At 65.1% G+C, this 25,419-nt stretch carries 10 protein-coding genes and 1 tRNA gene; 8 read left to right on the forward strand and 3 right to left on the reverse strand.

The annotated features are described in order from the left end of the window. Positions 1 to 65 precede the first annotated feature (65 nt). A complete protein-coding gene (locus tag FIV42_RS15190; RefSeq protein WP_168210668.1) occupies positions 66 to 2,057 on the reverse strand; it encodes a choice-of-anchor D domain-containing protein in 1,992 nt (663 codons plus the stop codon). Between the two features lie 317 nt (positions 2,058 to 2,374). On the opposite strand from FIV42_RS15190, the gene FIV42_RS15195 reads away from it, so the two are divergent. Next, positions 2,375 to 4,978, forward strand: a complete 2,604-nt coding sequence (locus tag FIV42_RS15195) for a CHAT domain-containing protein (RefSeq protein ID WP_141198515.1) — start codon at positions 2,375 to 2,377, stop codon at positions 4,976 to 4,978. A gap of 16 nt (positions 4,979 to 4,994) precedes the next feature. Here FIV42_RS15195 and FIV42_RS15200 read toward each other — a convergent pair whose 3' ends face one another. Next, positions 4,995 to 6,266 (reverse strand): hypothetical protein, encoded by a 1,272-nt coding sequence (locus tag FIV42_RS15200; protein ID WP_141198516.1) that lies wholly within the window; start codon positions 6,264 to 6,266, stop codon positions 4,995 to 4,997. Positions 6,267 to 7,592: 1,326 nt separating this feature from the next. On the opposite strand from FIV42_RS15200, the gene FIV42_RS15205 reads away from it, so the two are divergent. The 7 genes from FIV42_RS15205 to FIV42_RS15235 all read left to right on the forward strand — a co-directional run bounded on the left by FIV42_RS15205 (position 7,593) and on the right by FIV42_RS15235 (position 24,553). Next, positions 7,593 to 7,937, forward strand: coding sequence for a four helix bundle protein (locus FIV42_RS15205; protein ID WP_141198517.1), 345 nt, complete (start codon positions 7,593 to 7,595; stop codon positions 7,935 to 7,937). 295 nt (positions 7,938 to 8,232) lie between these two features. Then, positions 8,233 to 11,160 (forward strand): ArnT family glycosyltransferase, encoded by a 2,928-nt coding sequence (locus tag FIV42_RS15210; RefSeq protein ID WP_141198518.1) that lies wholly within the window; start codon positions 8,233 to 8,235, stop codon positions 11,158 to 11,160. Between the two features lie 66 nt (positions 11,161 to 11,226). Continuing rightward, on the forward strand, positions 11,227 to 11,583 hold the full coding sequence (locus FIV42_RS15215) for a roadblock/LC7 domain-containing protein (RefSeq protein ID WP_141198519.1): 357 nt from the start codon (positions 11,227 to 11,229) through the stop codon (positions 11,581 to 11,583). 117 nt (positions 11,584 to 11,700) lie between these two features. Further along, a complete protein-coding gene (efp, locus tag FIV42_RS15220; protein ID WP_141198520.1) occupies positions 11,701 to 12,270 on the forward strand; it encodes an elongation factor P in 570 nt (189 codons plus the stop codon). 181 nt (positions 12,271 to 12,451) lie between these two features. Further along, positions 12,452 to 15,085: a tetratricopeptide repeat protein gene (locus FIV42_RS15225; RefSeq protein WP_141198521.1), complete on the forward strand. Its 2,634-nt coding sequence runs from the start codon at positions 12,452 to 12,454 to the stop codon at positions 15,083 to 15,085. A 157-nt stretch (positions 15,086 to 15,242) separates the two neighbouring features. Beyond that, the gene (locus FIV42_RS15230) at positions 15,243 to 24,410 is read left to right on the forward strand and encodes an Ig-like domain-containing protein (RefSeq protein WP_141198522.1); all 9,168 of its coding nucleotides are present in this window, start codon (positions 15,243 to 15,245) and stop codon (positions 24,408 to 24,410) included. Positions 24,411 to 24,481: 71 nt separating this feature from the next. Continuing rightward, a tRNA-Gly gene (locus FIV42_RS15235) sits at positions 24,482 to 24,553 on the forward strand. A 238-nt stretch (positions 24,554 to 24,791) separates the two neighbouring features. Here FIV42_RS15235 and FIV42_RS15240 read toward each other — a convergent pair. Beyond that, positions 24,792 to 25,295 (reverse strand): hypothetical protein, encoded by a 504-nt coding sequence (locus tag FIV42_RS15240; protein ID WP_141198523.1) that lies wholly within the window; start codon positions 25,293 to 25,295, stop codon positions 24,792 to 24,794. Positions 25,296 to 25,419: the final 124 nt, after the last annotated feature.

The following is a 25,419-nucleotide window of genomic DNA, read 5'->3' on the forward strand; positions in this document are numbered from 1 at the left end:
TCCAATGGCGCCCTTTCGTCTACGTGTCAGCGACTATGACGGCCGCTTGATTCCCCCACTCACCCTTACGGGCTTCCCGGGAATCCTTGGTACATGCGGCTGATATTCGTCACGTTAGCGCTAGGCCATGTGATGATCGCTGCGTCCCAGAAGCTGCCGGTACGCGGCATGTACTTGTTCTCGATTTCCAGCTCGAGCTGGCCACGCACGTAGACTCGAAGCGTGGCGTAGCTCGCGCCCAGCGTGTTGTCGCTGTAGTAGTAGACACCGGTCTTGTAGGTCAGGTTTTCCAGCCCACTGTGGTTGATGTTCTCGGGGCCGGCACCGTCGGTGTCGTCGATGTCGAGGCTCGGGTCGTCCGCGCCGCTTCCCTGCGTGCCCCAGTCGGCCTGCGGGTTGCGCCAGAAGATATCCCAGGGCGGATCGTCCCAGCGGCCGTTCGGGTGCAGGTAGTGCAGGTCGAGGTCGGTGCCGAACGTGTCGGTCTGGTCCGGGTCACTCGGGGTATCCCACACAAGCTGGACGTGCACGTCGTCCTCGGGCACGGCGATGATGGTGATGATGGCCGGGTCGCCGCAGCTGGCAGCGCCTTGGTCGTCGTAGACCTTCAGCTCGATTTCGTACTCGCCAGCCAGGTCGAGGAACAGACGCGGCTGCTCGATGTTGTTGGCCGGGAGCAGACGCTGCGTCGAGCCCTGCGGACGCGACAGGATGGTCCACTCGTAGCGCTCCACCGTGCCGTTCTGGTCGGTCGACTGCGAGCCGTCGAACTGAATGGTGTTCAGCGGAATCGTCTCGATGGTGGTCTGCTGACGGTTCGTGCCCTGAATCCAGGCGCGCGCTTTGGCCGTCGGGCAGGCGTTGTCCGAGCCCTCGCCGACGATCGGCAGCTTCAGGATGCCGGTGGCCGGGTCGTTGCTGTTGATGGTGATCTCACCGTTGTAGTTCGTCTCGGTGGCCGGCTCGAAGGTGACCACGAAGTTGGCCCGCTCCTGCGGCTCGATGGTCGCGATGTCACCGGGGAGGTTGCCCGGCAGGCTGCCATCTTGGATGGCGTAGGCGCCGCCACCGTCGTCGGTGATGTCGATGCTGCTGATCTCGAGCTGCGAGCTGCGGCTGCAGTTCTCGATGGTCACTGTCTTCTGCGAGGTCTGACCCAGCGAAGCTTGGCCGAAGTTGACCTCGTCACCCGGGCTGACCTGGATGCAGGCCGCGCCACTGTTGCCGTTGAGCGTGACGATGTGCTGCTCGTTGTCCGGATCGTTGCTCTCGAAGACCAACTCGCCGGTCTCGGGCAGGTTGTCGTCCGGCTTGAACCACACGCGCACGTCGAACGTATCGTCGGGAGCCAGCGTCTGCGGCCACTGGTCGGTGTCGCTGCCAGTATCGCCGACTTCGGCGTCGGGCGCCGGGAAGGTCACGCGGAAGTTGTTGCTTCCGTTGACGTAGATATCGTCGATCTTGAGGGGAGCAGCACCGAGGTTTTGCACGGTGGTACGCTTCCACGCACCTTCCCAGTTCGGATCGTCCGTATTCGGCGGAACGCGCTCGAAGTTGACGGTGCGCTCGGTGGCAATTTCAGGGGCCAGACCCGAGGTCGTGATGGGGACTCGGAACTCCGGAGCGTCCGGATCGTTGCTCTCGATGACCAGGTCACCACTGTCGGTGATCTGGTTTTCGGGAGCGTACTTGAGGTTCAGACTGTGCGAGTCACCCGGCGCGATCTCGAACGACTCGTTGTCCCAGCCGGTATCGCCCCGCCAGAACTCACGCTCGCCGTCGTACTGGTCGCCGTCACTCGAGTTATTCTCGTCGATCGAGATCTTCTTGATGCGCAACGTGCCTGTGCCGTCGTTACGGATCAAAATGCTCTCGAGCGCTTCCCCATTCAGAGGAACCTCGCGGAAGTTGATCGGCGAACCGACCACGTTGATATTTCCGGCTGCGCCAGTATCGATATCTCCGTTGCCTTCGTCGTCACTACAACCGGTCACGCCGGCGGTCATAACGGCGAGCGCCAACGCAAGGGTCAGTCCCTTTCGCTCCCATCGAGCCATTTTATTTCTCCCTGTTCTCATTTTGCCCCTTCGAAGTCCCAGCGTGCCGGTCATTGTTACTGACAGGCGACACTTGTCTAACCCATCTCAAGAGATTGCGAACTATAGATAGCGCGGCCTTCTGAGTCAACTTGCGCCGATTTGAGCACATTTTCGCACATTTATGTGGTTGATCCTGTGCACGTCTTCGGCCTGCTCTGCGACCGTCGAGATTGATTTACGGATGCCGGTAAACTTTTGGTAAATTTTTTTCGAGTTATTCTGCCCACGCGGCGATTTGGCGCCGCAAACCCGTGATCGTCGTCGTGATCGTGATCGTGATCGAACAGAAAAGAGCCCATCGCATCTTAGCCGCTGCAGCCTTGCTGTGCATGCTGGCGAGCTGTGCGATACCGCAGAAGACGGCCGACGACGATCACGATCACGACGACGATCACGCGGCCGCCTCGCCAGACTTGGAGCTTCGCGACGCGATCGACCACCGTGGCACGGCCGCCGATTGTGCACGCTACACCGATGCCACCGGCTCGGAGGCTTGGCTCGGCGCCTGGTGCGGCCTGCGCACCCACGATTGGCCGCTGGCTCGCCGGTCGGCGATGGTCGCCCGCACCCACTTCGAGGCCGCCGGCGAGCGCCGCCGCCACGTCGAGATGTCGCTCGTCGAGGCGATCGCGGCGCGAGAGGCGGGCGAGGGCGACGCACGGAAGGCCGCCGAGCGCGCGCATCGATGGTGGCGCGAGGCGAAGATGCCCCTGCACGGCGACCTCAGTGATCGCCACGCCGGTGACCTGCCGTATCTGTTTGCCGCTGCGCTCGAGCGCGGCTTGCTGCGCGACGAAACGCTATCGCGGCGCATGCTCCTCGACATCGCCTGGGGCGAGTACCGAAGTTTTCGACGGCGCGAGGCTCTGCCTTATGTCTTGCGCGCGAGGGCGCAGGTCGCCCTCGACGCCGGTTCGATCGGCGAGGCGATCGACCACCTCGAGGAGGCCACCCGTCTCGATCGCCGCGCCGAGCGCGCAGGGGGGCTTCGCCAGGACCTCGCGCTCTTCGCGCAACTCGCCGACTTGCTCGGTCTGGGAATCAACGCCGGTGGCGTGGTCGACGACGCCACGGACGCCGCCGGTCCGAGCCTGTCCGAACTCGACGAAAAACACATCACGCGCCTGCTCCAGACCCCCGCCGGCCGCCGCGCTCTCGCCGACACGATCGCCACCCTGCGAAGCGCGCCAAACCTGGCCATCCAGCCGCCGCCGGTGCTCGTGCGCACGCTTCGCGCCCACACCGATTTTGCCGGCTGGGGCGGCGATAGCTGGCGGCTGGGCTACCAGGGCGGCCAACTTCTGGTCGAGCGAGGCCACACCGAAGACGCCCGGCGCTACCTCGACGCGGCGGTGCGCACGATCGAAAGGACCCGCACGAGCCTACCCACTCCCACGCTTCGCCAGCACTTCTTCGCCGACAAGCGAAAGGTGTACATGGCCCTCGTCGACACCCACGTCGGCCTCGACACTGCCAATCGCGTCCAGGCCGACTACCGCGCCGGCCTGCGGCTCGCCAACGGCTTGAAGGCACGTGGGCTGCTCGATCTGCTAGACGGGCGCATCGACGCCACCCTCGCCGCCGAGCGCGAAATGGACGTCGCGCTCGATGCCGACTCGCTCGAGGCCGGCTCACTCAACGGCGCGGCCGACGCGGCGCTCTCCCGCCTCACACGCTGGCAGAAGGCCGCCGAGAAGACGAGCCCCAGCGCTACGCCCTTTGGCAGTCTGCCCTCCGCGGTGACGTCCAAGCTCGACCGGAAGACCGCGGTCCTCGAGTATCTGATCATGCCGCGGCGAAGCTATGTGTGGGTGCTGACCGACGACGGTATCGACATGCGTCGCATCGCCGGGCGCGAAGAGATCGAGCCGCTCGTCGACGCCTTCTTGGGCACCTTCGCCCACAGCGACGATCCCGAGGCCCAAAAGCGCCACCGCAAACTCGCCGAGCGCCTGTACGTGGAGCTTGTCGGCCCGGTTGAAGACGTCATCAAGGATGTCGATCGATTGGTCATCGCGCCCGACGAAAAGCTCTACGAGTTGCCCTTCGAGGCGCTCGCCAAGCCTACGTCGAAGGCGAAGCCGCGCTATGTGGTGCTCGATCGAACCGTCTCGTACACCCCTTCGGCCGCAGTGCTCGCCCGGTTGATCGAGCGCGAGGCCCCGCCGGCGTCCCAGCGCGCCCTCGTGCTCGGCGCGCCCGACCTCGACCGGCCCGCGATCGACCTGCTCGCGCTCGCCAAAGACCTGCCGGCGTCCGGGATGTTCACGCTCAGCCACATGTTCCCGGCGCTCCCGGGCGCACGAGCCGAGCTCGACTCCGTCAAGAAGCGCCTCGGGGCGCAATCACTCGACGTCGACACGCTCACCGGCAACAAGGCTGCCGAGAGCTGGCTGCGCCAGACCGACCTCGCTCGCTACGGCCTCATTCACTTGGCCACCCACGGGGTGAGCGATGCCCGCCCTCTGCATATCAACCAGGCAGCCACCCTCGAGTTCCGCCAGCCGGCGCTCTTGCTCAGCCGCACCGACGACGCTCCCGACGACGGCGTGCTCACCCTCGCCGAACTCCTCGCGCGCAAAACCTCCGCCCACCTGGTCGTGTTGTCGGGCTGCACGACCGGCCGCGGCTGGCGCACGCTCGGCGAAGGCGCCTACGGGCTGGCCGGCGCCATCCTCTATACGGGCAGCCACAACGTCATCGCGAGCACGTGGAGCGTGACCGACGACGGCACCACTCGCCTGATGTCCGGGATGTACAAAGCAATCGCCGCCGGGGAGGACCCCGCGGCAGCGCTCAGGAAGAGTCAAATCGAGATGGTCCAACGAGGAACGCCGCCCTCGAATTGGGCGGCGTTCCGGTTGGTCGGAGGCGTTTAGGGCGCCTTCGCCTGGCTCAGCCAGCCACGCACTCGCCTGCATCGCTGCACTGCTGACCGCTCGGGCAATCGCAGCTCGTCTCGCAGCTCGTCGGGGTGTCGCCGCCGTCGTCGACGCAGGTGTTGGTGCCGGTGTCGCAGATGGTGCCCTCGGCGCAGTCCTGGTTGCAGGTGCACGCGGCGCGGCACTCGCCCTCCTGGCAGACTTCGTCACGCGAGCACTCGGCGTTGGTGCGGCAGTCGACGTTCGGGTCGCGGTCGCAGTAGCCGTGCTGGGTGCATACGTAGCCCGGCTCGCACGAGTCGGTCCCGGCGTCGGACGAGCAGGCCGGACGGCAGGTCGCGTCGACGCAGATCTCGTCGCCGGCGCAGTCGGAGGTGCCGCGGCACTCGGTCGGACGGCACACGCCCTGGCGGCAGTGCTCCAGGCGACCACACTCGTCGTCACTCGAGCACGCCGAGTAGCAGGTGCCGTTGACGCACAGCCCGTCTTCGGAGCACTCGTTGTTGAACACGCAGCTCTCGGTGCCCCCGTCACACACGCCGTCGACGCAGACCTCGCCGGTGGCGCAGTCGCTTCGCGTCTCGCACTCGGGGCCGGTCTCCGGCACACACTCCTGACGGTCGCAGACCTCGCCGGCGGCGCAGTCGCTGTCGGCGGAACACTCGGCGGTGTCGGGCGCCTCACACTTGTTGTTGACGCAGCTCTCGCCCTGGGCGCAGTCGCTGGCCGTCACACACTCGAGGTTCGGCGCGTCGGCACAGGTGCGAATATTCTCGGAGTTCGGCTGCGGCAGGCACTGGCGTGCGCCGTTGATGTTGACGCACTCGAAGCCGTCCGCACAGCTCGCCCCGCTGCCGCAAGGCGCCGCGCAGACCCGCTCGGCCGCTCCGCCGGCGTCGTTTCGAAGCTGGACGCACAGCGCATTCTCGTCGGCGCAATCCGAGTTCGTCTCGCACGCCTGACACAACCCGGCGGTGCCGCGCTCCTCGGTGTCGCGACTCGCACACGCGTTGTTCACGCAGATCTGGCCGTCGGCGCAGTCGACGTCGCTGTAGCAAAACCCGCCGTCGTCGGGCTGGCTATCGGTCTCACACGTCGACGGGCAACTCTCCTGGAACCAGCACTCGCGCTCGCAGTTTCCGTACGGGTCGCAATACGTCTCGCAGACCTCGTACTGATAACAGCAATCGCCGCTGCCACCGTTTCCGTCGGTGATCAAACAGCCCGATCCCAGACCCAGCGCCATCAGGGCTGCGGTCATCAATGTCCAGGCAAGGCGCTTCATGACATTCCTCCAGAGGGATTCTCAGATCTATCTATGTGCATTGTGGCGCATTTCGCGCGCAATTTCATCTTTGTCATGGGGTGAGACGAGCAGAGGCAGAAGATATTCAAAAAGATTAGAAACTTCATCATGGGCCCTCGAACGTGCACGTGCACCTGAACGCAAACGGCAGTTCACCCTGCAGTGAGCTCGACGACGGCCACGAACCCCCGAGCAAGCTCACTCGCTCACTTCGAAAGTCGTTGCTAGGCCGGCCTCCAAGCAGAAACAAAGACCGTTCACGTTCAGGTGCACGTCTCACCATCCAACACAAATGGCGGAGGCGAACAACCGGGTCGGGGCGCGCGGCGTCCTCGCCCGCCCTGGGGCGCCCCCGCCCCAGCCGGGCCGCGCGGCGTCCTCGCCCGCCCTGGGGCGTCACCGCCCCAGCCGGGCCGCGCGGCGTCCTCGCCCGCCCTGGGGCGTCACCGCCCCAGCTTGCGTGTCTTTTGCAAGGCACACGCCTTGCCCAAACACGTGCGGGGCCCGAGACGGACCCCGCGACGACGAGGTGCCAGACACCGTATTGTGGTCGGCGAACCCGTCCATCGAGACCCACGAAGTGGGTTAACGGTGAGGTGTCAGGCACCGTGTTGTGCGGCCGTGATCGTGATCGTCGTCGTGATCGGCCGTTTGTCTCGCCGCGAACGACCACCGCCGATCACGACGACGATCACGATCACGATCACGGAGCCGTCGACGCGGTGTCAGGCTCCGTGTTGTCGCGTGTCTGAGGCAAGGCACACGCCTTGCCCGAACACGTGCGGGGCCCGAGACGGACCCCGGCGGCCGGGGACGACCGCGCCCCGACCGTCAACGCAGCGCATCAACAAAGATATGCGGGATGGCGTCGACGAGGTGTCAGGCACCGTGTTGCGGCACGCGGAGCGGCTGCTTGCTGCCCGCGGAGCCCTCGCCGGTGCAGCCCCAAGGCTCGCCTTGGGATCGGGCGTGCGATTCCTGAACGCCGACCAACCCCTGCTTAGCAAAACAAGTGGGCAAGCCCCGGCTCCGCATCGGCAAATGAGATGTGTGGGATGATCAGAGGTGCACGTGCACGCTTTGGCCTTCTTGCTATGCGATCGCAAACAGAAATGGACACGTTGGGCGTATTTTTCTTTGGGTTTGGAAGTTGCTGAAATGATTGTTGTATTCACGTTTTTCGTTCGGCCTCTCCAATGAAGAATCAATTCTACACGCAACAAATTAGGCGGTTCTGCCGAAAACCTAGTACGAGGGGGCAATCCCCCTCATGACAATCGCACCCAATGAATGCAGAGGCCATAAATGCTCAGTCACGAAAAATTCGATGTTTATGATGTTGCACTCGATTTCGTCGCCATTACGTCGGTCATTCTCGAACGGCTGCCGCGCGGAACCGGCAATCTGAAGAGTCAGCTCAACCGCGCATCCACGTCGATCCTGCTCAATATTGCGGAGGGCGCCGGGAAGGTTCGACCGAAGGACAAGGCGAGCTTTTACACGATTGCTCGCGGTTCCACGTTCGAGTGCGGCGCAATCTACGATGTTCTGAATGCTCGCCACCTCATTAAGCCGACCGAGCATGAGCGCGGCAAATCCCAACTCGTGCGCATCGCGTCGATGCTCACAAAGTTGATTAACTTGGAGTAGGCCCTCACCTCCGTCGTGAACGTGCACGTGCACCTGAACGTAAACGGCAGTTCACCCTGCAGTGAGCTCGACGACGGCCACGAACCCCGAGCAAGCTCACTCGCTCACTTCGAACGTCGTGAACGTGCGCGTGCACCTTACACGCCTTTGTCAATCGCCACCCGCAATCCACAAATTGAACCCGCCCCCACCATATGATATCCCCTCCTACACGGAATCGCCCGAACGATCATGCTGTTAAGGCATGTCGCACGGGCGATTCGAGTTTGATCCAACCCACAAAGTACGGGATTCCGTGAACGACTCATCCAAAACGACCGAGATCCAGCCCGCCGAGGCGGTCGAGCGCCAGGGGTGGTACTCCTGGTGGTCTTCGAAGACCGGCACGATGGTGGCTGTGGGGCTTCTCGTGGTGGTCGCCGGCACGCTGTTGTTCGGCCAGTTGTCGAGCTTGGGTATCTGGGAGCCGTGGGAGGCCGACGAGATCTTGGCGGCGCGCGAGTACGCCGAGCGCGGCGACGAGAAAGCCGCCGAGGCCCCCAAAGACGGCGAGGACGGCAAAAGCAAGTTGGAGCACGCCCGGGTCCAGCCCGAGCAGCTGCGCGATGGCGCCGACGCGCCCGAACCCAACTGGGCCACGCCGACCATCGACGGCCGCCGCGTGACGCGTCCGTTGCTCAAGACCTGGCTCATCTCGTGGTCGATCGGCAAATCCGACGACTCCTCCCGCTTCGAGGTCGGCAAGCTCGAGCGCTCGGCGCGCCTGCCCATCGCGGTGAGCGTCTTTTTGCTCGTGCTTCTCGTCTTCTTCTGGATCAAGAGCCACTTCGACACCTGGTCGGCGCTGCTCGCTTCGGTCGTGCTGGTCAGCGCACCGGCCGTCTTTTTCGGCGCGCACACGCTGAGCACGGGCATGCTCTTCGTGGTCGTCAGCTCTCTGGCGGTCATGGCCTATTTCCAGCTCGCCCACGCCTGCGATCCCAAGGAGCGCTGGCTGTGGGGCGCGCTTCTGGGCGTGGCTCTGTCGCTCAGCTTTTTGGAGCTTCGCTTCTGGGGGTTGGTCACGCCGCTGGCGGTCATCGTCGGCTACGCGGTCACCCAACTCCCCTTCGAGCAGGTCGCTCGCGCTCGCGCGAACCCCTCGGGCGTCGCCGTGATGGTCGAACGCCTCGACGTCGGCCTTGCCGTCGCCTCGCTTCTAGGCGCCGGCGGCGTGCTCCTTTGGGGCCTGCAACGAAGCGCCGACGCCACCAACGACGTCTACTTTCTGCCGCATGTTCTGCAGTGGATCGCCATCTTGGTGCCGTCGTTCATCCTGCTCGCCGGCTTGTTCCTGGCCAGAAGGACTCGCGCGGTCCGCTCGCTCATCGGCGGGCCGGGCGCGCTCGCCGTGGTGATGACGGCCATCGTCGTGGCGCTCGTCACGATGGCCTACGGCGACGCCAACCCGCTTCGACGCATCGACGGCGAGATCGCCGGTAAGATCCCGCTTCTGACCTTCTTGCTCGAAAATCACCTCACCGGCTCGAGCCTGGCAAAAGACCACCTGCACTTTGCCATGTGGGTGCGCCAGCTCGGCTTCTCGTTGCTCCCCTGGGTCGCCCTCGTGCCGCTGGGCGTGGGTTACTGCGCGCGCGCCGCTCGCCTCGAAGACGACGACGGAAAACCGCTGACCGACCTGATGTCGGCGCAGTCCTCCTTCAAGCGCTTGCTGTTGGTGTGGGGCTTTATGACCGCGGTCGTGGTCGCCGCCTCGTCGGGCTTCGACCACTACTACTACGCGGGCTATTTGCCCCTGTTGGTGGGCGTGGGCCTGATGCTGGGCGACGTCGCGTTCTGGAAGCGCGCACGCCTGCACTCGCTGGTCGTCTACGCCATGGGCTTTGTGGCCGTGGCCACGATCATGATGCTCGGCAAAGACCTCGAGCGCTTCCCCGATCGTTTCATGGAAGCCTACCTGGTCTTTCAGGAAGACCTCGAGCTTCCCGACGACTTTAGCTTTGGCAAGACGCTCAAGGCCATCAAATATGGCTGGGCGATCATGCTGGCGACCTTCTTCTTCGGGCTCGCCTCCTGGGCGGGGCTCACCCTTCGAACCCTGCGCGAGCTTCCCGGGCGCTTCCGCGCCTGGCGGGCGCGCCGCAAAGCCAAGGGCGACGAGACCGCCGAAGACGGCGGCGAGTTCATCGAAACGCCCCAGCATATCGAAAAGACCCAGGACGAGGTCTCTCCGCTGCGCAAGCGCGCCTGGCAAAAGGAAGCCTACCGCGCCGAAGAGGGCCTCATCCCCGCACTGGCTCGCCTGGTCGAACTCCCCAGCACCTGGGGGGCCATCGTGGCGATCGCCGGGGTGGCCACCGCCGGGATCTTCTTGTTCTCCTTTGCTCCCAAGCTGTCGGCGCACCTGTCGCAGCAGGGCATCTTCCAGACCTATACCGAGGTCGCCGCCGACGACGAGCCGCTGTACCGCCACAACGTGTCGGTGGGCGACAGCTCGGTCTACCTGGGCGAAGTGCCCCAGATCTCGCGCACCGAGGCGTTCGTCGACCGGTTCGACGACGAGGAGCGCTTCTTCGTCGTCATCCCCCGCGACCGCCTCGCCGCCATCAACTACGATATCCGCAAGCGCTTCGGGCGCGACCTGCCCGTGCTCGACGACAGCTCCAGCCGGCTCTTGCTGGCCAGCAACAAGCTCGAAGACGGCGAAGAGCAGAAAAACTTCATCTCGAAGGCCATCGTCGACAACCCCAAAGAATTCGAGCCCGAGATTCCGCTGCGCTTTGCCAAAAACGGCCGGATCATGCCGGCGACCTACGATGACCGACTCGAACTCATCGGTTGGAACATCGACCGGAAGCCCGAAGACGGCACCTTCCCGACCTACAAGTGGGGCGAGAAGGCCAAGCTGACTTTCTACTTCCGGGTCAAAAAGCGCATCAGCGGACAGCAAAAGATCTTTATGCACGTCGACTACCCGGGAAGCCGCATCCACGGCGATCACGAGCCCGCCAACGGCGATTTCCCGACCAACTACTGGCTACCCGGCGACATCGTCAAAGACGAGTACGAACTCAACATCGACTCGTACTCCTCGCCGGGCATCTACACCATCTGGATGGGCTTCTACCGCGGCAGCCGCCGCATGCAGGTCGAGCCCAAGCAGGCCCACGACGGCGATAACCGCGTGCTGGTCGGTAAGATCGAGGTCGAAGGCATGCTGTAAGCTTGACCAATTCGCCCTTTTATAAGAAAACCAATACGGTACTGCTCGGCACCGTACGGAGGACGCATGTTCAGACAGAAGTTGACGAGGGTCGTCAAAAACGTCGATGGATCCCTCGGCTGCATGTTGATCGGGTTCGACGGCATTCCTATCGACAGCGTCTTTAGCGGCGAGGAACTCGTCCAGATGAACGCAGTCGCCGTCGAATTGAGCAACCTGCTGGACAAATTTCGTCGTCTGCAGATTTACGAGGTCGGGGAAGTTAACGAGGTGAGCATTACGCTGGGGGAGGTGACCGCGCTCGCACGTGTGGTCGCCAGTGAGTACCTGCTGATCTTGGCGCTCGACACCGACGCCGACGTCAATCGCGGCCAGACCATGCTGCGACTGATCGCGCCGTACGTCGAACGCGAGATGGTCTGACTCGCCCCCGCCGACGTGATTGCCCCCCGTGGCCCCCAATTTATTAGAAATTCAGAAGTCCGCGCGTTCGTTTGACTCACGGTCAAGCGAACGGCTCTATTTTTGGAGATTCACTCGATGACGATCGATACCACCCAATTCCGTAAAAACCTCAAGATCGAGATCGACGGCGAGCCCTTCATCATTCTGGAGGCCAAGCACGTCAAGCCGGGTAAAGGCGTCGCGTTCGTCAAAACGCGCTACAAGAGCCTGGAGACCGGACGCGTCTTCAACGAGAACTTCCGCTCGGGCGACACGGTCGACACGCCGAATATCGAGTCGCGCGAGATGCAGTATCTCTACCAGGACGAGACCGGCCACTACGTATTCATGGACGAGGACACCTACGAGCAAATCCGGGTGTCGGCCGAGGCCATGGAGCCGGTGCTCGACTATCTGAAGGACAATATGACTATCGACATTCTGTTCCACAACGGCAAAGCTATCAGTGTCGAGCCGCCGACGTTCGTGGAGCTGAAAGTCACCAAGACCGATCCCGGCGTCAAAGGCAACACCGCGCAGGGTGGCACCAAACCGGCCACGGTCGAAACCGGCGCCACGGTCATCGTCCCGCTCTACTTGGAGCAGGGTGAGATCATCAAAGTGGACACCCGCAACGGCGAGTTCGTCGAGCGGGTCAATAAATAAAAGAGCGAACGGGCGAAGACGCACGCTTGACGCCGTATTCGCCCGTTCCTAACATCGGGTCTCCAAAGCTACACAGCTTCACGGGCCAGTTTACTTGCTAGAAAGTTGCGACGTTGCGTCGGGCGTCGTATCGTAGACTGGACACTCGAGACCAACGAGCAAACTGGGCTAGGTCCTCTCTGTGGGAATCAACCGCAACAAAGTTCTGAACGCCGCGCGCAAGCAGGTGCGCAAGGGCAACTGGGAAAAAGCGATCAGCAAGTATCAGCAGCTGGTCGACGACGACCCGTCCGACGCACGCAGCCAGCTCAAGATCGCGGACCTGTACAGCAAGCTCGATCGCACCGAAGAGGCGCTCGACGCCTACGGGGCCGTCGCCAAGCACTACGCCGCCGACGACATCTACGAAAAGGCGGTCGCCGTCTACAAGCAGGCGCTTCGCCTCGCCCCCGACGAGCCCACACTGCACCGCGACCTGGGCGACGCTTACCATCGCTTGGGCCGCCTCAAAGACGCGGTGCGCTCGTACCACAAAGCCCAAAAGATCTATAAGCAGGTCGGCGACGCCGCCTCCCAGCGTGAGTTGCTCGAGCGCATGATCCGCCTCGACCCCGACGACGTGGGCATGCGGATCCAACTCGCCGAGCGCTACGCCAAGGACAACCTGCACGATCAGGCCCTCGAGCTGTTCGAACACGCCGCCGAGAAGCTCGACGACGAAGGGCGCATCGACGAGTACGTCCAGGTCGCCGAGCGCATCATCTTTTTACGCGACGACGCGCTGCACCTTCGCCGCCGCGTCATCGACATCTACCTGCAGCGCAACGACAACAAGCACGCGCTCAAGCACCTGCAGGTCTGCTTCAAGCAGCACCCGCAAAACGTGGGCATCCTCGAGCTGCTCGTCGAGACGTTTCGCCGGCTCGACCGCCACGACAAGGCTGTGTTGGTGATGCACGAGCTCGCCAACCTGTACAGCAAGCAGTCGCGCCAGGAGGACGTCGCGCAGGTCTACTCGGACATCCTCGAGCTCGCCCCGAACGACAAGCGCGCCAAAAAGGAGCTGCAGAAGCTTCGCCAACTCGACGACTCGGGCGTGATGACCGGCCGGCGCGACACCGGCCCGCTGCACCCGCAGCGAAACCACACCCCCACCGAGCCGCCCAGCGTCGACGCCCTCGACGGCATCGAGTTTTTGGACGAGGAGTCCGAGGGCGAAAGCGAGGTCGTCGAGATCCAGGCGCCGGCCGCTCGATCCCACTCGGCCTCCCAGCATGCTTCGCGACAAGACGCGCCCCGACAAGACACGTCCCAGCCGCAGACTCCGCCGCCTGCGGCCCAGGACGACGTGCCCCAGACCCTCGACGAGGACCAGCTCGTCGACGTCAGCGCCGAAATCGAGGTCATCGAGGCGGTCGAGCCGACCATCGAGCATAGTGGCCCGAAGACGACCGAAGAGGAGATCGCCAAGGAGCTCAAAGAGACCGACGTCTTCATCAAGTACGGCCTGCACGACAAGGCCTACGAGACGATCGTCGGCGTGATCGCCAAGCACCCCGACAGCCTGCAGGCCCGCGAGCAGATGAAGAAGCTGCAGCAGGCCCGCAACAACCCCGAAGGCGCGGTCGACGAGCTCCTGGAGATGGCCCGCATCACCCGCACCACCCCGGGGCGCGCCCAGAAGTTCATCTCCGAGGCGCTCGAGCTCACCGGTGACATCGCCCGCGTGCACGAGGCCGCCGAAAAGTACGGCCTGACCGCCGGCGACCTCGACGCCGAGGTCCTCGACGAGATTGCGCTCGTCGAGCTCGACAACCTCGAGATCGCCGAGCCCTCCGACGCCGGCGGCGAACCTGCCGACGATCTGCTCGAGCTCGACATGGGCGACCTCGAATTCGTCGACGCCGAGCCCGAAGAGGTCAACCCCGCCGAGCTCGAAGCCGGCTTCCACGAGATTGAAGAGTCGGTCGTCGAGATGAGCGAAATCGAGCTCGACGTCGACGACCTCGAAGGCCTCGAACTCGTCGAAGACACCGACGCCGAGATGATCGAGGTCACCGACGACGACCTCGACTTCGACGAGTCCGCCTTCGACGACGCCGACGTCGTCGACATGGACGTCGACCTCGACGGCCTGGGCGAGCTGAGCGACGACCAGATGGTCGCCCTTGACGACGCCGACGACAGCGCCGACGGCGGCGGCTTCGGCTTTGACATCAGCGAAGAAGAGGCCGACTCGATGTTCGACGACCTGTTTGGCGACTTCGACGGCCCCAGCGAAGCGGTCAACCTGGGCGGCGACGACCCCCTGGGCGAACTCGCCGAGGTCGACTTCTTCCTGCAGCAGGGCCTGGTCAGCGAGGCCGAAGAGACCCTCGACCGCGTCCAAGACGAAAACCCCCAACACCGCGGCATCGAAAAGCGCGCTCGCCAGATCCAGCAGGCCCGCCAGGGCATCGAGCCCGAAGCCAACCCCTTCGGCGCCCGCAGCCTCTCCCAAAAATTCGTCCCCGGCGCCGAGCACGAGTCCACCGGCTCGCTCAACCTGGGCGAAGCCGCCTTCAACAACACCAGCATCGAGCTCGGCACCGCCTACCGCGACATGGGCCTGTACGACGAAGCCATCGACGAGCTCACCCAGGCCCTCGACGACCCCCAGGCCGCCGACGCCGCCCACTTCCACATCGCCCTGTGCGAAATCGAAAAGGGCGACCACGCCGCCGCCACCGAGCGCCTCCAAAACCTGGCCCAGGCCGCCAACGCCAACGGCATCCGCCGCGCCGCCCAACAAAAGCTCCAAGAGCTGGGCGCCTAAGGCTGCCGGACGCTCCATCCGTTTCAGTCCACCTTCGTAAACATTTCAGTCCTCCGTCGTAAAATGGGAAGGAATTGGCGCGTCATGTAAATGCGCCGAATGAGCCCTCTTTGTATTCTCTCCCCGTCTACTCAGTTTGATGACGAGGGAGTGAATCATGTTGTTGGAGCGCACACATTTTCTTGCCGCCATACCTGTCGCCCTGATGCTCGCCGGCTCCGCTGCTGGCTGCTCGGATGGGGCCATGTCCGAGGAGTCTCAGGCAGTCGACGAACGGAGAGGTGACGAGCGAGACTATCCCTCGACCTTCGAGTTCCAGTCGTTCGATGGCCCCTGGACATGGAGCGAGCAGCAAAAGCTCGTCGCGGCGAATCGCTCCGACACCGACGAATTCGGCGAGGTGATGGCGCTGAGCGCAGACGTGGTGCTGGTGGGCGCTCCCCGCGATAACACGAGGGCAAACGGAAGCGGCGCGGCAGTGATCTTTGCCCGCGATGAGGGTGGGGAGGACAACTGGGGACGCGTCACCGAGCTCTTCGCCTCCGACGCCACTTGGGACGCCGAGTTCGGCTCCGCGGTGTCGGTGAGCAGCGAGGTCGCCTTGGTCGGCGCTCCCTTCGCCCGTTACGACGGCGCGCGCAAGGGAAGCGCGTATCTCTTCGGGCGCAACGTCGAAGGGCCGGACGCCTGGGGAAGGATCACCCGGCTGAACGCCGCCGACGCCGCCGATGGCGACCGCTTCGGCGCCGCTGTGGCAGTCAGCGACGAGTTGGCGGTGGTCGGCGCGCACGCCAAGAACGTCAGCGGGAGCTGGTCTGGGGCGGCGTACGTCTTCGCTCGAGATGAAGGTGGCGGCGACAACTGGGGACAGGTCGCCAAGCTGACCGCTCCCGACGGCGCCGCCGACGACACCTTCGGCCGCGCCGTTGCCGTGAGCGGCGACGTGGTCGCCGTCGGCGCCCACGGCCATGACGAGCGGGGGAGCGACGCGGGTGCCGCGTATGTATTCTCCAGAGACCACGGCGGCCCGAACAACTGGGGACTGGTCACCAAGCTCGTTCCCTCCGAGCTCGAGGCCGACGACGACTTCGCAACCGCGGTCGCGCTGAGCGGCGATCTGCTCGTGGTGGGCGCCCGTGGAGACGACGACCGGGCCAGTGGGGCGGGGGCGGCGTACGTCTTCGCCCGAAACGAAGGCGGTACCGACAACTGGGGGCAGGTCGTCAAGCTGACCGCGTCCGACGGCGAGGCGTTCGATTGGCTCGGCCAAACGGTGGCCGTGAGCAATACGGTCGCCTGGATAGGCGCCATGCGTGATGACGAGGCGCTGGCGTATGCCTTCGCCCAGAACCAAGGCGGCCCAGGCAACTGGGGCGAGGTTGAGGTCGTCAGCGCTGTCGATCAGCAGCCCGGCCTCGGGGCCGAAGGCGCCGTGGCGGTCAGCGGAGAGTTCGGGGCGATCAGCAACAGCGGCTCGGACGGCCAGTTGGGCGCGGCCTACGTATTCGGCGTGCCCAACGCCCCGCCGGAGGCCGCCGACGACGCGCTCAGCGTTGACGAAGATACACCGACCGCCATCGACGTGCTCGCCAACGACGTCGACTCCAACGGTGACCCGCTCGTCATAGAACAGATCACCGAGCCCTCCCACGGCACGGTGGTCGACGACGAGGGGGAAATTACCTACACCCCCGAGCCGGAATATAACGGCGACGACTCCTTCGATTACACCATTTCAGATGGTCGCGGAGAGACCTCCACGGCGACGGTGTCGGTCACCGTCGTCGCGGTCAACGACCCGCCCGTTGCTGCCGACGACACCGCCACGCTCGACCAGGGCACCGCCTTGTCGATCCGTGTGCTCGCCAACGACACCGACATCGACAGCGACTCGCTGGTCGTCGACAGCGTCGCCTCGCCGACGCACGGCACGGCGAGCCACGACGGAGACTCCGTGCTCTACACACCGGAGGCCGATTATGCCGGCGACGACTCCTTCGACTACACCGTGGCCGACGCCGACGGCGCGACCGCCACCGCGACGGTGCACGTGACCGTCATGGCCGTCGAGGATGGTCCGCACGACGGGGACGCCGACGCCGGCGCAGATACCGGCGCCGACGCCGATGCCGGCGGCGCCAACCAATCGAGCGGGCAGTCCAACGCCGGCAAAGGCGGCTGCTCGACGGTGCACGCCCCCGCCAACCTCGCCGCCGTGCTCCTGGTGTTGCTAGGCGTATGGGGACTGCGCCGCCGGCGAAGCCTCGTCGCCGTGTTGCTTGTGGCCGTGGGACTGGCTGCTTCCGGTTGCTCGGACGCCTCGGCGCCCGACGATTCGCCCGAACCCACCACCGTCCAGGCGCAACGCCTCGACGGACGTTGGGCGGACCCCACCGAACTCGCCGCTGGGGGTGTCGTGGCGATGAGCGGTGGCGTGGCGATTGTGGGAGATCGGGGGGCGGCGCCCAACGGCGTGAATTCGGGCGCGGCCTATGTCTTCGCCAGGGACGAGGGCGGGGAGGGGAACTGGGGGCAGGTGAAAACGCTCCTGCCCAACGACCCCGAGGACTACGACGAATTCGGGCACTCGGTCGCGATGGGCGGCGACGTCGCGTTGATCACGGCGCGCCACGATGACGACGGCACCGGCGCCGCCTATCTGTTCGCCAAAGACGAGGGCGGGCCGAATAACTGGGGGCTCGTCGACAAATTGAGCGCGCCGGACGCGAGCTACTGGAGGTTTGCACGACATGTGGCGGTCAATGCAGACACAGCCATCCTCACCGCTATGAAAATGGATAACTCGAAAGTCGCACTCATCTTCGCGAAGGATCCGAGCGGCGCGAACGCTTGGAGGTATGTCAAAGACCTCGACCTGGGCGGTGTTGCTCAATTCTACATGCTGACGATGAGTGAGGACAACGCCGTCGCCATTATCGACCCGCCGGGGATCGCGGACGACCATGTCCACCTCTTCGGCCGGGCTCAGGGCGGTCCGGACAACTGGGGCCGTATCAAGCAATTAGACGTGCAATACGGCGATTCGGCAGCGGTGAGCGGAGACGTGGTGGCTGTAGGTAGCTCCAGCAGCCCGACACCCAACGGCAACGGCTCGGGAACCGGCCAGGTCTACCTCTTCGCCAAAGACCACGGCGGGCCGGATCAGTGGCGCCAGTTCAAGACGCTCTTCGCCAAGGACGCTGTTCGGTTGGATGCGTTCGGGGCCTCGGTCGCTCTCCGCGGCGACATGCTCGTGGTCGGCGCTCCGGGAGACGATGTGCACACCGACCAAATCTACGAGAACTCTGGGTCGGCCTACGTCTTTGTCCGCGACCATGGAGGGGCGGACAACTGGGGGCAGGTCGCCAAGCTCGGCGCGGCCGAGCGTGCGACCGGAGCCGGGTTCGGTTCAGATATAACGCTCGACGACCACTCTATCGTTGTGGGAGGCACCCCGGCGCACGCTTTCGATATCCCGAACTCCTCGCCCGAGGCCGCCGCCGACGCCGCGAGCACCGCCGAAGATACGCCGGTGACGATCGACGTGCTGGCAAACGACACCGACGTCGACCTCGACGCGCTCAGCGTTCACGCGGTCACCCAACCGGCCCACGGCTCTGCGGTCAGCAACGGCGCGGACCTCACCTACACCCCGGGCGCCGACTTCAACGGCGAGGATACCTTCGAGTACACCGTCTCCGACGGAAGCGGCGGACACGCGACGGCCACGGTGACGGTGACCGTCTCGCCGGTCAACGACGCCCCGGTGGCCGCCGACGACACGGCGCAGACCGACGTGGACACCCCGGTGACGATCGAGGTGCTGGTCAACGACGCCACCGTCGACGGCGACACGCTCACCATCGAGAGCACCACCCGACCGACCCACGGCCAGATAGGCCACGACGGCTACGCCATCACCTATAATCCCGCAGGAGACCACATAGGCGAGGACTCCTTCGCGTACACGATCACCGACGGCCAGGGGCAGACCGCCACCGCCACGGTGCGCGTGATCGTCCTGCCGGTCGAAGAACTCACCGGCACCCCCGGCGCTGACGCCGGCACGGACTCGGGCCAGCCGGACAACTCGTCGAGCGAGGGCAAAGCGGCCAACGGAGGCTGCTCGTCGGTCGACGCCCCGGCGAACGCCGCCGTCGCGTTGGTCGTCTTGCTGGGCCTGCTCGGGTTTCGCCTGCGCCGCCGAGCCCTGACGATGGCGCTCGGTGTGATCGCGCTGGTCACCATCGGCTGCGGGGGCGGCGGCGAATCTCCTTCGCAAGCAGTCGTGCAATGCGAGCCCGATCCTGCGCGGATCGCCGAGCGCGACCGCTGCCAGACCGACGAGACCTGCCCCTGCGGCACCTTCTGCGACCTGGGGCGCTGCGAGGCCGAGTGCACCAGCGACGCCGATTGCGCCGACGGCGAGGTTTGCAGCACCTACGGGCAATGCCGCTCGCCCGACCAGGTCGACCAGTGGCGCCTGCCGGCCACCCAGGGCGGCGGCTCGCTCAGCTTCGTCGCCTCCTCTCGCACCTTGCCCGACGGCCAGGCGCTGCGCGTGGAGCTGCGCGCCGGCGAGGAGCCGGTCTCTCGAGCCCGGGTAGAAGGCGTCGACGGAGCGCTCGTTTTGTGCCCCGACGCCCAGGTGTGGACAGCCGAATGCATGCTCACCGAGATCGACGCGCAGGCGATCGTCGAGCTGTACGTCAAGCGGCGCACGGCTGGCGACGGCGACCAGGAGGTCGACCCCGACGCGATCGCCACCCTCGAAGCCCATACGTCCGAGGGGACCGACCGCTTGAGCCTGTTTCGGCCCCAGCAACGCCTGGCTCCCATGCCCGACGTCGCTCCCGCGCCCGACGCGCCCATTGCAGGGCGCTACGAGGGGCAGATGCGTCTGTCCGGCGTCGGCAGTGACCGCGACCTCGACGCGCTCTCCGCGCCTTCGGAGCGGCTCGATCAGCCTGTCACGGCGACGGTGTGGTCGGTCGACGACCGCTTCGTCATCTCCATCGCCGACGAGCTGAACGCGCTGACCAGCCGCCCGGCTTTCGTGGGAGAGGCGACCTTGGGCGAAGCCGACGCCGACACCGGCGTGCGCGCAGGCCAGGTCGCATTCCCCATGCATCCCTTCATCGAGACCACCGTCGCCGGGCGCACCACCGCCTGGTTGACCTCGACGGTAGACGCCCGGGTGCACGTGACCAGCCGCCCGCGCACCGTGGAGCTCGAGTTGACCCAGTCCTTCCTCGGAAGCGGAGCTGATGTGGCCCCCACGGTGCGCTGGCGGGTCGACCTGGAGCGGGTCGCCGACGCCGACCAGGCGGCGCCCTCCGTGCCCGCCGACGCCACCTTCGGCGACGATCCCGCCGCGCAGCTCGCCGCGGCGAGCCCCTGGGAGGCCGCGTTCGGCCAGACCGTCAACGCGACGATCGACCCCGACGCGGCGCTTCGCTGGTACAACGGCGGCCCGGCGTCGCTGGCGATGTGTGGCAGCCAAGAAGGCAGCAACGCCGTCGCCGAGGCCCTCTTTGCCAAGTGGTTGAGCCTCGATGGGCGCAATTTGACCGAGCCGATCCGCGAAGATACGCCGTTTTACGCCTTGATCGACAACGTCTACTGGGGCACCAGCGCGCCGAGCTTCGACGACGCATCCTTCGAGCCAGAACTGTCGGACGCCCGGCTCCCCTGCGAGCTGACCGACCTGAATCTGCAGGTGTCCACCCAAAACGATGGCGGCGGGGCCGCCAGTTTCTCGCACATCGACTTCTGCGAGGAGGTCGCCGCCAAGACGGGCTGCGTGCTCGAAGACGCCTCCAGTGAGACGCTCGAGGTCACCGCCGACGGGACCTTCTTGAGATCTGGGGAAGAGAAGACGATCACGGCGGACTATTCGATGAAGGTCGTCCGCACGTGCCGTCTGCCGGCGGTCGGCTCGTCGTGCTCCGAGGGGATCTTCTGCATGGACCCGGCACCCGATGCCGGCGACGCAGACTACGTGGCCGGCGAGTTCGACCTCGACCCGCAGGCCCTGGCGGAATCGGGCGACTTTAGCTGTGCCTCGGGCAGGCGTACGGCGACTATCGCCCTAGACGCCGTCGATCCCGGCGAGCGCACCGTGGGCGAGGCGATCAACGGATGCCTCGACGAGGTGCTCACCTTGGCCGATGCGCCGCCGACGATGTCGCCCGAGCCGTACGGCGCCGGCTTCGACGCGCTGTACGACGACCCGGCGTGCGTCGGCGTCGGCCGGTTGCTGACCGCCGTGGCCGCGCAGTCGCGCTCGCTGCGCGCAGACGTGCCCATGCCCGAGTCCGACAGGCACGCCGCCGGCGTCGCCTACACCCACCGCCTGCTGAGCCGCTGGCTGCAGGTGCACTCGTTCATCGCCACCGAGTCCGACCAACTGGCGGACATGAAGAATGTCTTCAGCACTGACGAGGACGACGGGGGCGAGGATGTCGAGAGTCAACGATTCGTCGACGGCGCCCAGGCGCGCCAGGCGATGGTGCAGGGCTGGGATTTGATCTTGTCGCCGCACATCACCCACGCGGTGTTGAACACGCCCCGGGCGGTGCTGGAGAGCCCCGACTACCGCGCGCACAAGTCGGGCTACGAGACCGCAGAGCACGAAGAGCAGAAGCAGCCCCTATCGGCGGTGATGCTCGAGACGCTGGCCCGCCAGTCGATCTATCTGAACAAAGAAGTGCGAACCTCGCTGAGCGTGACCGACGAGGAGCGCGTGGCGCTGCTTCGCGGGTTCACCCCCCGCAGCATCATGGTGCAGGCGCTGGCCGCCGACATGCACGCCCGCGCCGGCGCCGGCCAGCCCCAGCCGCAGGTCGAGAGCGACTACGACCGGGCCTGGCGCCGGCTGCTCGCCACCAGCACGACCACCGCGCAGACCCTCGCCGGCTTCGCCTCGGGCTTGGACCCGTTGGGGATCGCCGACCGCAACCTGCCGCTGTACTTCCACACCTCCACCATCACCGGGGCGATCGGCCGGTTCACCGCGGTCAGCGACTTCATCGCCGGCTCCGGGCCGGGGGACGACGCTGCTTGGGCGCCGGCGATGGTCGACGACGCCAAGGCGTCCTTGGAGGCGGCGCGCCAGGCCTTCTTGGACCAGGCCGACCGCGACCTGCAGGCCGAGCGCTACGAGCGCGACGTGCAGGTGTGGGCCTCCCAGATCCGGCGCGAGTACAACGCCAAGCTGCGTGACTACTGTGGGCCGCTGGACGATTCGCCGGTCGACGACCCCGACTTCGACGCGTCGACCTGCTCGATCGACCAACAGAACCCCGACTGCCAGTTCGACGTCAAGGGCTGGTACGAACGGTGGACCGACGAAGACGTCATGGCCCGATTCTGCATGCATCACAAGATCGACCAGTCGTCGCTGGACGACTCCCTGGGCTTCGCCAGCCAGAAGCTGCGCGACTTCGCCCGCAGGTGCCCGCGCACTGACTCGGCGAACGCGCAGGCAGTCTCTATCGGCGCGTGCGCCGGGGACCCGCAGACTCCCTGTTTGAAATGCACGGCCAACCCGGCGCTCGACGAGGTTCCCCTGGATGGGACCAGCCTGCAGTTGCGCGGCCGCAACGGCGGCAACGGCGAGACCGGCTACTTCGGCGCCTGGAACACCTACTGGAGCGAGTGCGAAGCGCGCTTCTCCGGCGCGCGGCGAAACATCCTGCTGCCAAAGAGCCCCATCGAGCGGCCCGAGTGCGTCAGCGGCGCGCTGGGCGAGGCCTTCCTGGGGGTGGCGTCGGCGAACTTCGACGTCCAGCAGGCCAACCAGCAGATGGCCGATCATATCGAGGCCTACGACATCGCCATGCAATCGTGCTGGACGCTCGCCGAGAGCAATCAGCGGCTCAAAAACGTGCGTGACGCCCACCGCACCACGATGCGCAACCTGAACATCCTGCGGTCGACCGCCGACAGCACCGCCTCGGCGCTCGGGGCGACCAAAGACTGTCTGGGCGCGGCGGCGAGCGCCGACAAGGACGATCCCCTCAGCGCGGTGGTCAACGGCGGGATCGTCTCCGGTCTCTGTGTCACCGCCGGCTTCGAGTCGGCGGCCGAGATCATTAGCATCAACCTGCAGTCCGAGATGGAGCGCAACCAGATGCGACACGACGACACCGTCGCCAACCTGGAGGCCGAGGCCGAAGAGAAGATCTGCTTCAACGAGGCTCGCCTCAAGCTGGTCGGCGCAAAGACCGCCGCCATCGACCTGGAGCGCGCCGCCTTCGACCTGGAGGGCGCCCAGGGCTCGTACGCCACGATGGTCGCCGAGGCCCAGTCGGCGCACGCCCGCGGACACGCGTTCTTGGAGGAGTCGGACCTGTTCGACACCCCGGCGCCGGTAGGCACCCCCTGGTTCGACGAGTTGGTCTCCACCTACACCCGCGACTTCAAGCTCGCCCGCCGCGCGACCTACCTGGCGGTGCGCGCAGTGGAGTACGAATTCCAGCAGTCCATCGGCCTGCGCCAGCAGGTGCTCCAGGCCCAGGTCCCCACCGACCTGGAGGCCGTGCTGCAGGAGCTGTGGCAAGACTCGGGCACCCGCTCCATCCAGGGCAGTCGGCCCACCGAGCTGAGCACCGTGCTCAGCCTGCGCGACGACATCCTGCAGCTGGGCGACAAGAGCCAGTGGCCGGCCGAGATGCGCCCGATGACCCCGCAGCAGCGCTTCCAGGTGCTGCTGACCTCCGAGCGCTACGCCGCCTACGACGAGCGCGGCCAGTACACCGGCCAGCGCATCCCCTTCTCGCTCGCCCCGCTGGCCGCCCTGGGCATGGACGCCAAGGGCGTGCCCATCTACTCGCAGAACGACTGCGCCGAGCGGCTCTGGTCGGTCAACGCCTCGATGGTCGGCGACGACTTGTTCCGCGGCTCGGACACCTCGTTCGTGCGCATCGACCTGCTCAAGCGCAACACCTTCTACAGCCAGTGGTGCGGCGACGCCCCCGAAGGCCAGCCCTTCCAGCTGGCCACGGTGCGGCCGACCCAAAACCTGTTCCGCGAGCCCGGCGTCGGCGAGGAGTACGGCACCGACCAGGGCGTCGAGCAGAGCGCCGAGCGCTTCTCACGCGCCCGCATCCAGGCCTTCTTCGGCGTCGACCGCGCCGCCCTCGAGGATACCCAATACGCCAACGGCGAGACCAGCGAACTGGCCGCTCGCGGCCTATACGGCGACTACGCGCTCTTCATCCCCGCCAGCCTCATCGCCCGCGACGACGAAGACGGTCTGGTGCTCGAAAACGTCGACGACATCCTGCTGCGCCTCGACTACCTCTCGGTCGCCAAACCCTGAGGCCGGCGCCGGCGCAGAATGCTCTTGACCCCACCAAGGAAGAGAGTAGAGTTTGGGAGTGTCGAACCGACGCGGGCGTAGCTCAGTGGTAGAGTCCTAGCTTCCCAAGCTAGTTGTCGCGAGTTCAAATCTCGTCGCCCGCTTTGCCAAGAAAAGGCAGTGAACACAACAGGATGCGGGTCGTCGACATGGCGGCCCGCTTTCTGCTTCTTGAGGGCCCATGGCCCACCTGTGGCCCACCTGGTGTGGCTGATCGCTGTTTGGCGGGTCGGTTCCGAGGGGGACTTTGGGGGACTTCTGGGGAAGTTTGTCGGGTGGTTTTACTTATTCGCTTTCTCGCTGCCTGATGTCGTCCGTATTTGATTCTTGGCGGGAGTAGGATCAGTAAGGGGCGCTCTCGATGCGCACAGTCTGCTCTTCAACTGAGAAGTTATCTCTTACCTTATCTCCCGGTTTCAGATTGTTGAAGACGGAGATGTTCCGATCCAATTTGATGTCATCTGCGTCGAATTCAGCGAACACGAATGGAAAGTGCTTTATCGCCACTTTCGCCTTGGCGACGAAAATGCACTGCGAGTCGTCCGGCTTGAATTCAATTTTCACAAGGTCAAGAATCTTGGCGTGCTTGGGAGCGAGCTTCATATTCACGCACGCTTTCTTCAGGCGTTGTGACTCGTCGGAGCTACTCAACGAATCAGAGTCTGAACTCTTATGGTTTTGCTTACGGCACTGGGCGAGCTCTGTTTTCAGCCGTTCAACCTCCGCCTGGAGCTCTTTGATCTTGGAAGGTTCTTCGGCTCTCGCCGGAGTGACGCTGGCCGCAACCACTAAAGTAGCCACAGTCACAAACAGCACTGAACACAGATACAGACGGACGTTTCTCATTGCTCGCTTCCCCTTCAACCAATGCAAGTTTGCACCTCAAAGTCGAACATACGTCAAGAGCACACGTCAAGCAGAGCCATGCACCTTTGAATAACCCGCCTACCTTCCTACACCTACATCAGGA

The sequence above is a fragment of the Persicimonas caeni genome (assembly GCF_006517175.1).
Lineage (GTDB): Bacteria > Myxococcota_A > Bradymonadia > Bradymonadales > Bradymonadaceae > Persicimonas > Persicimonas caeni.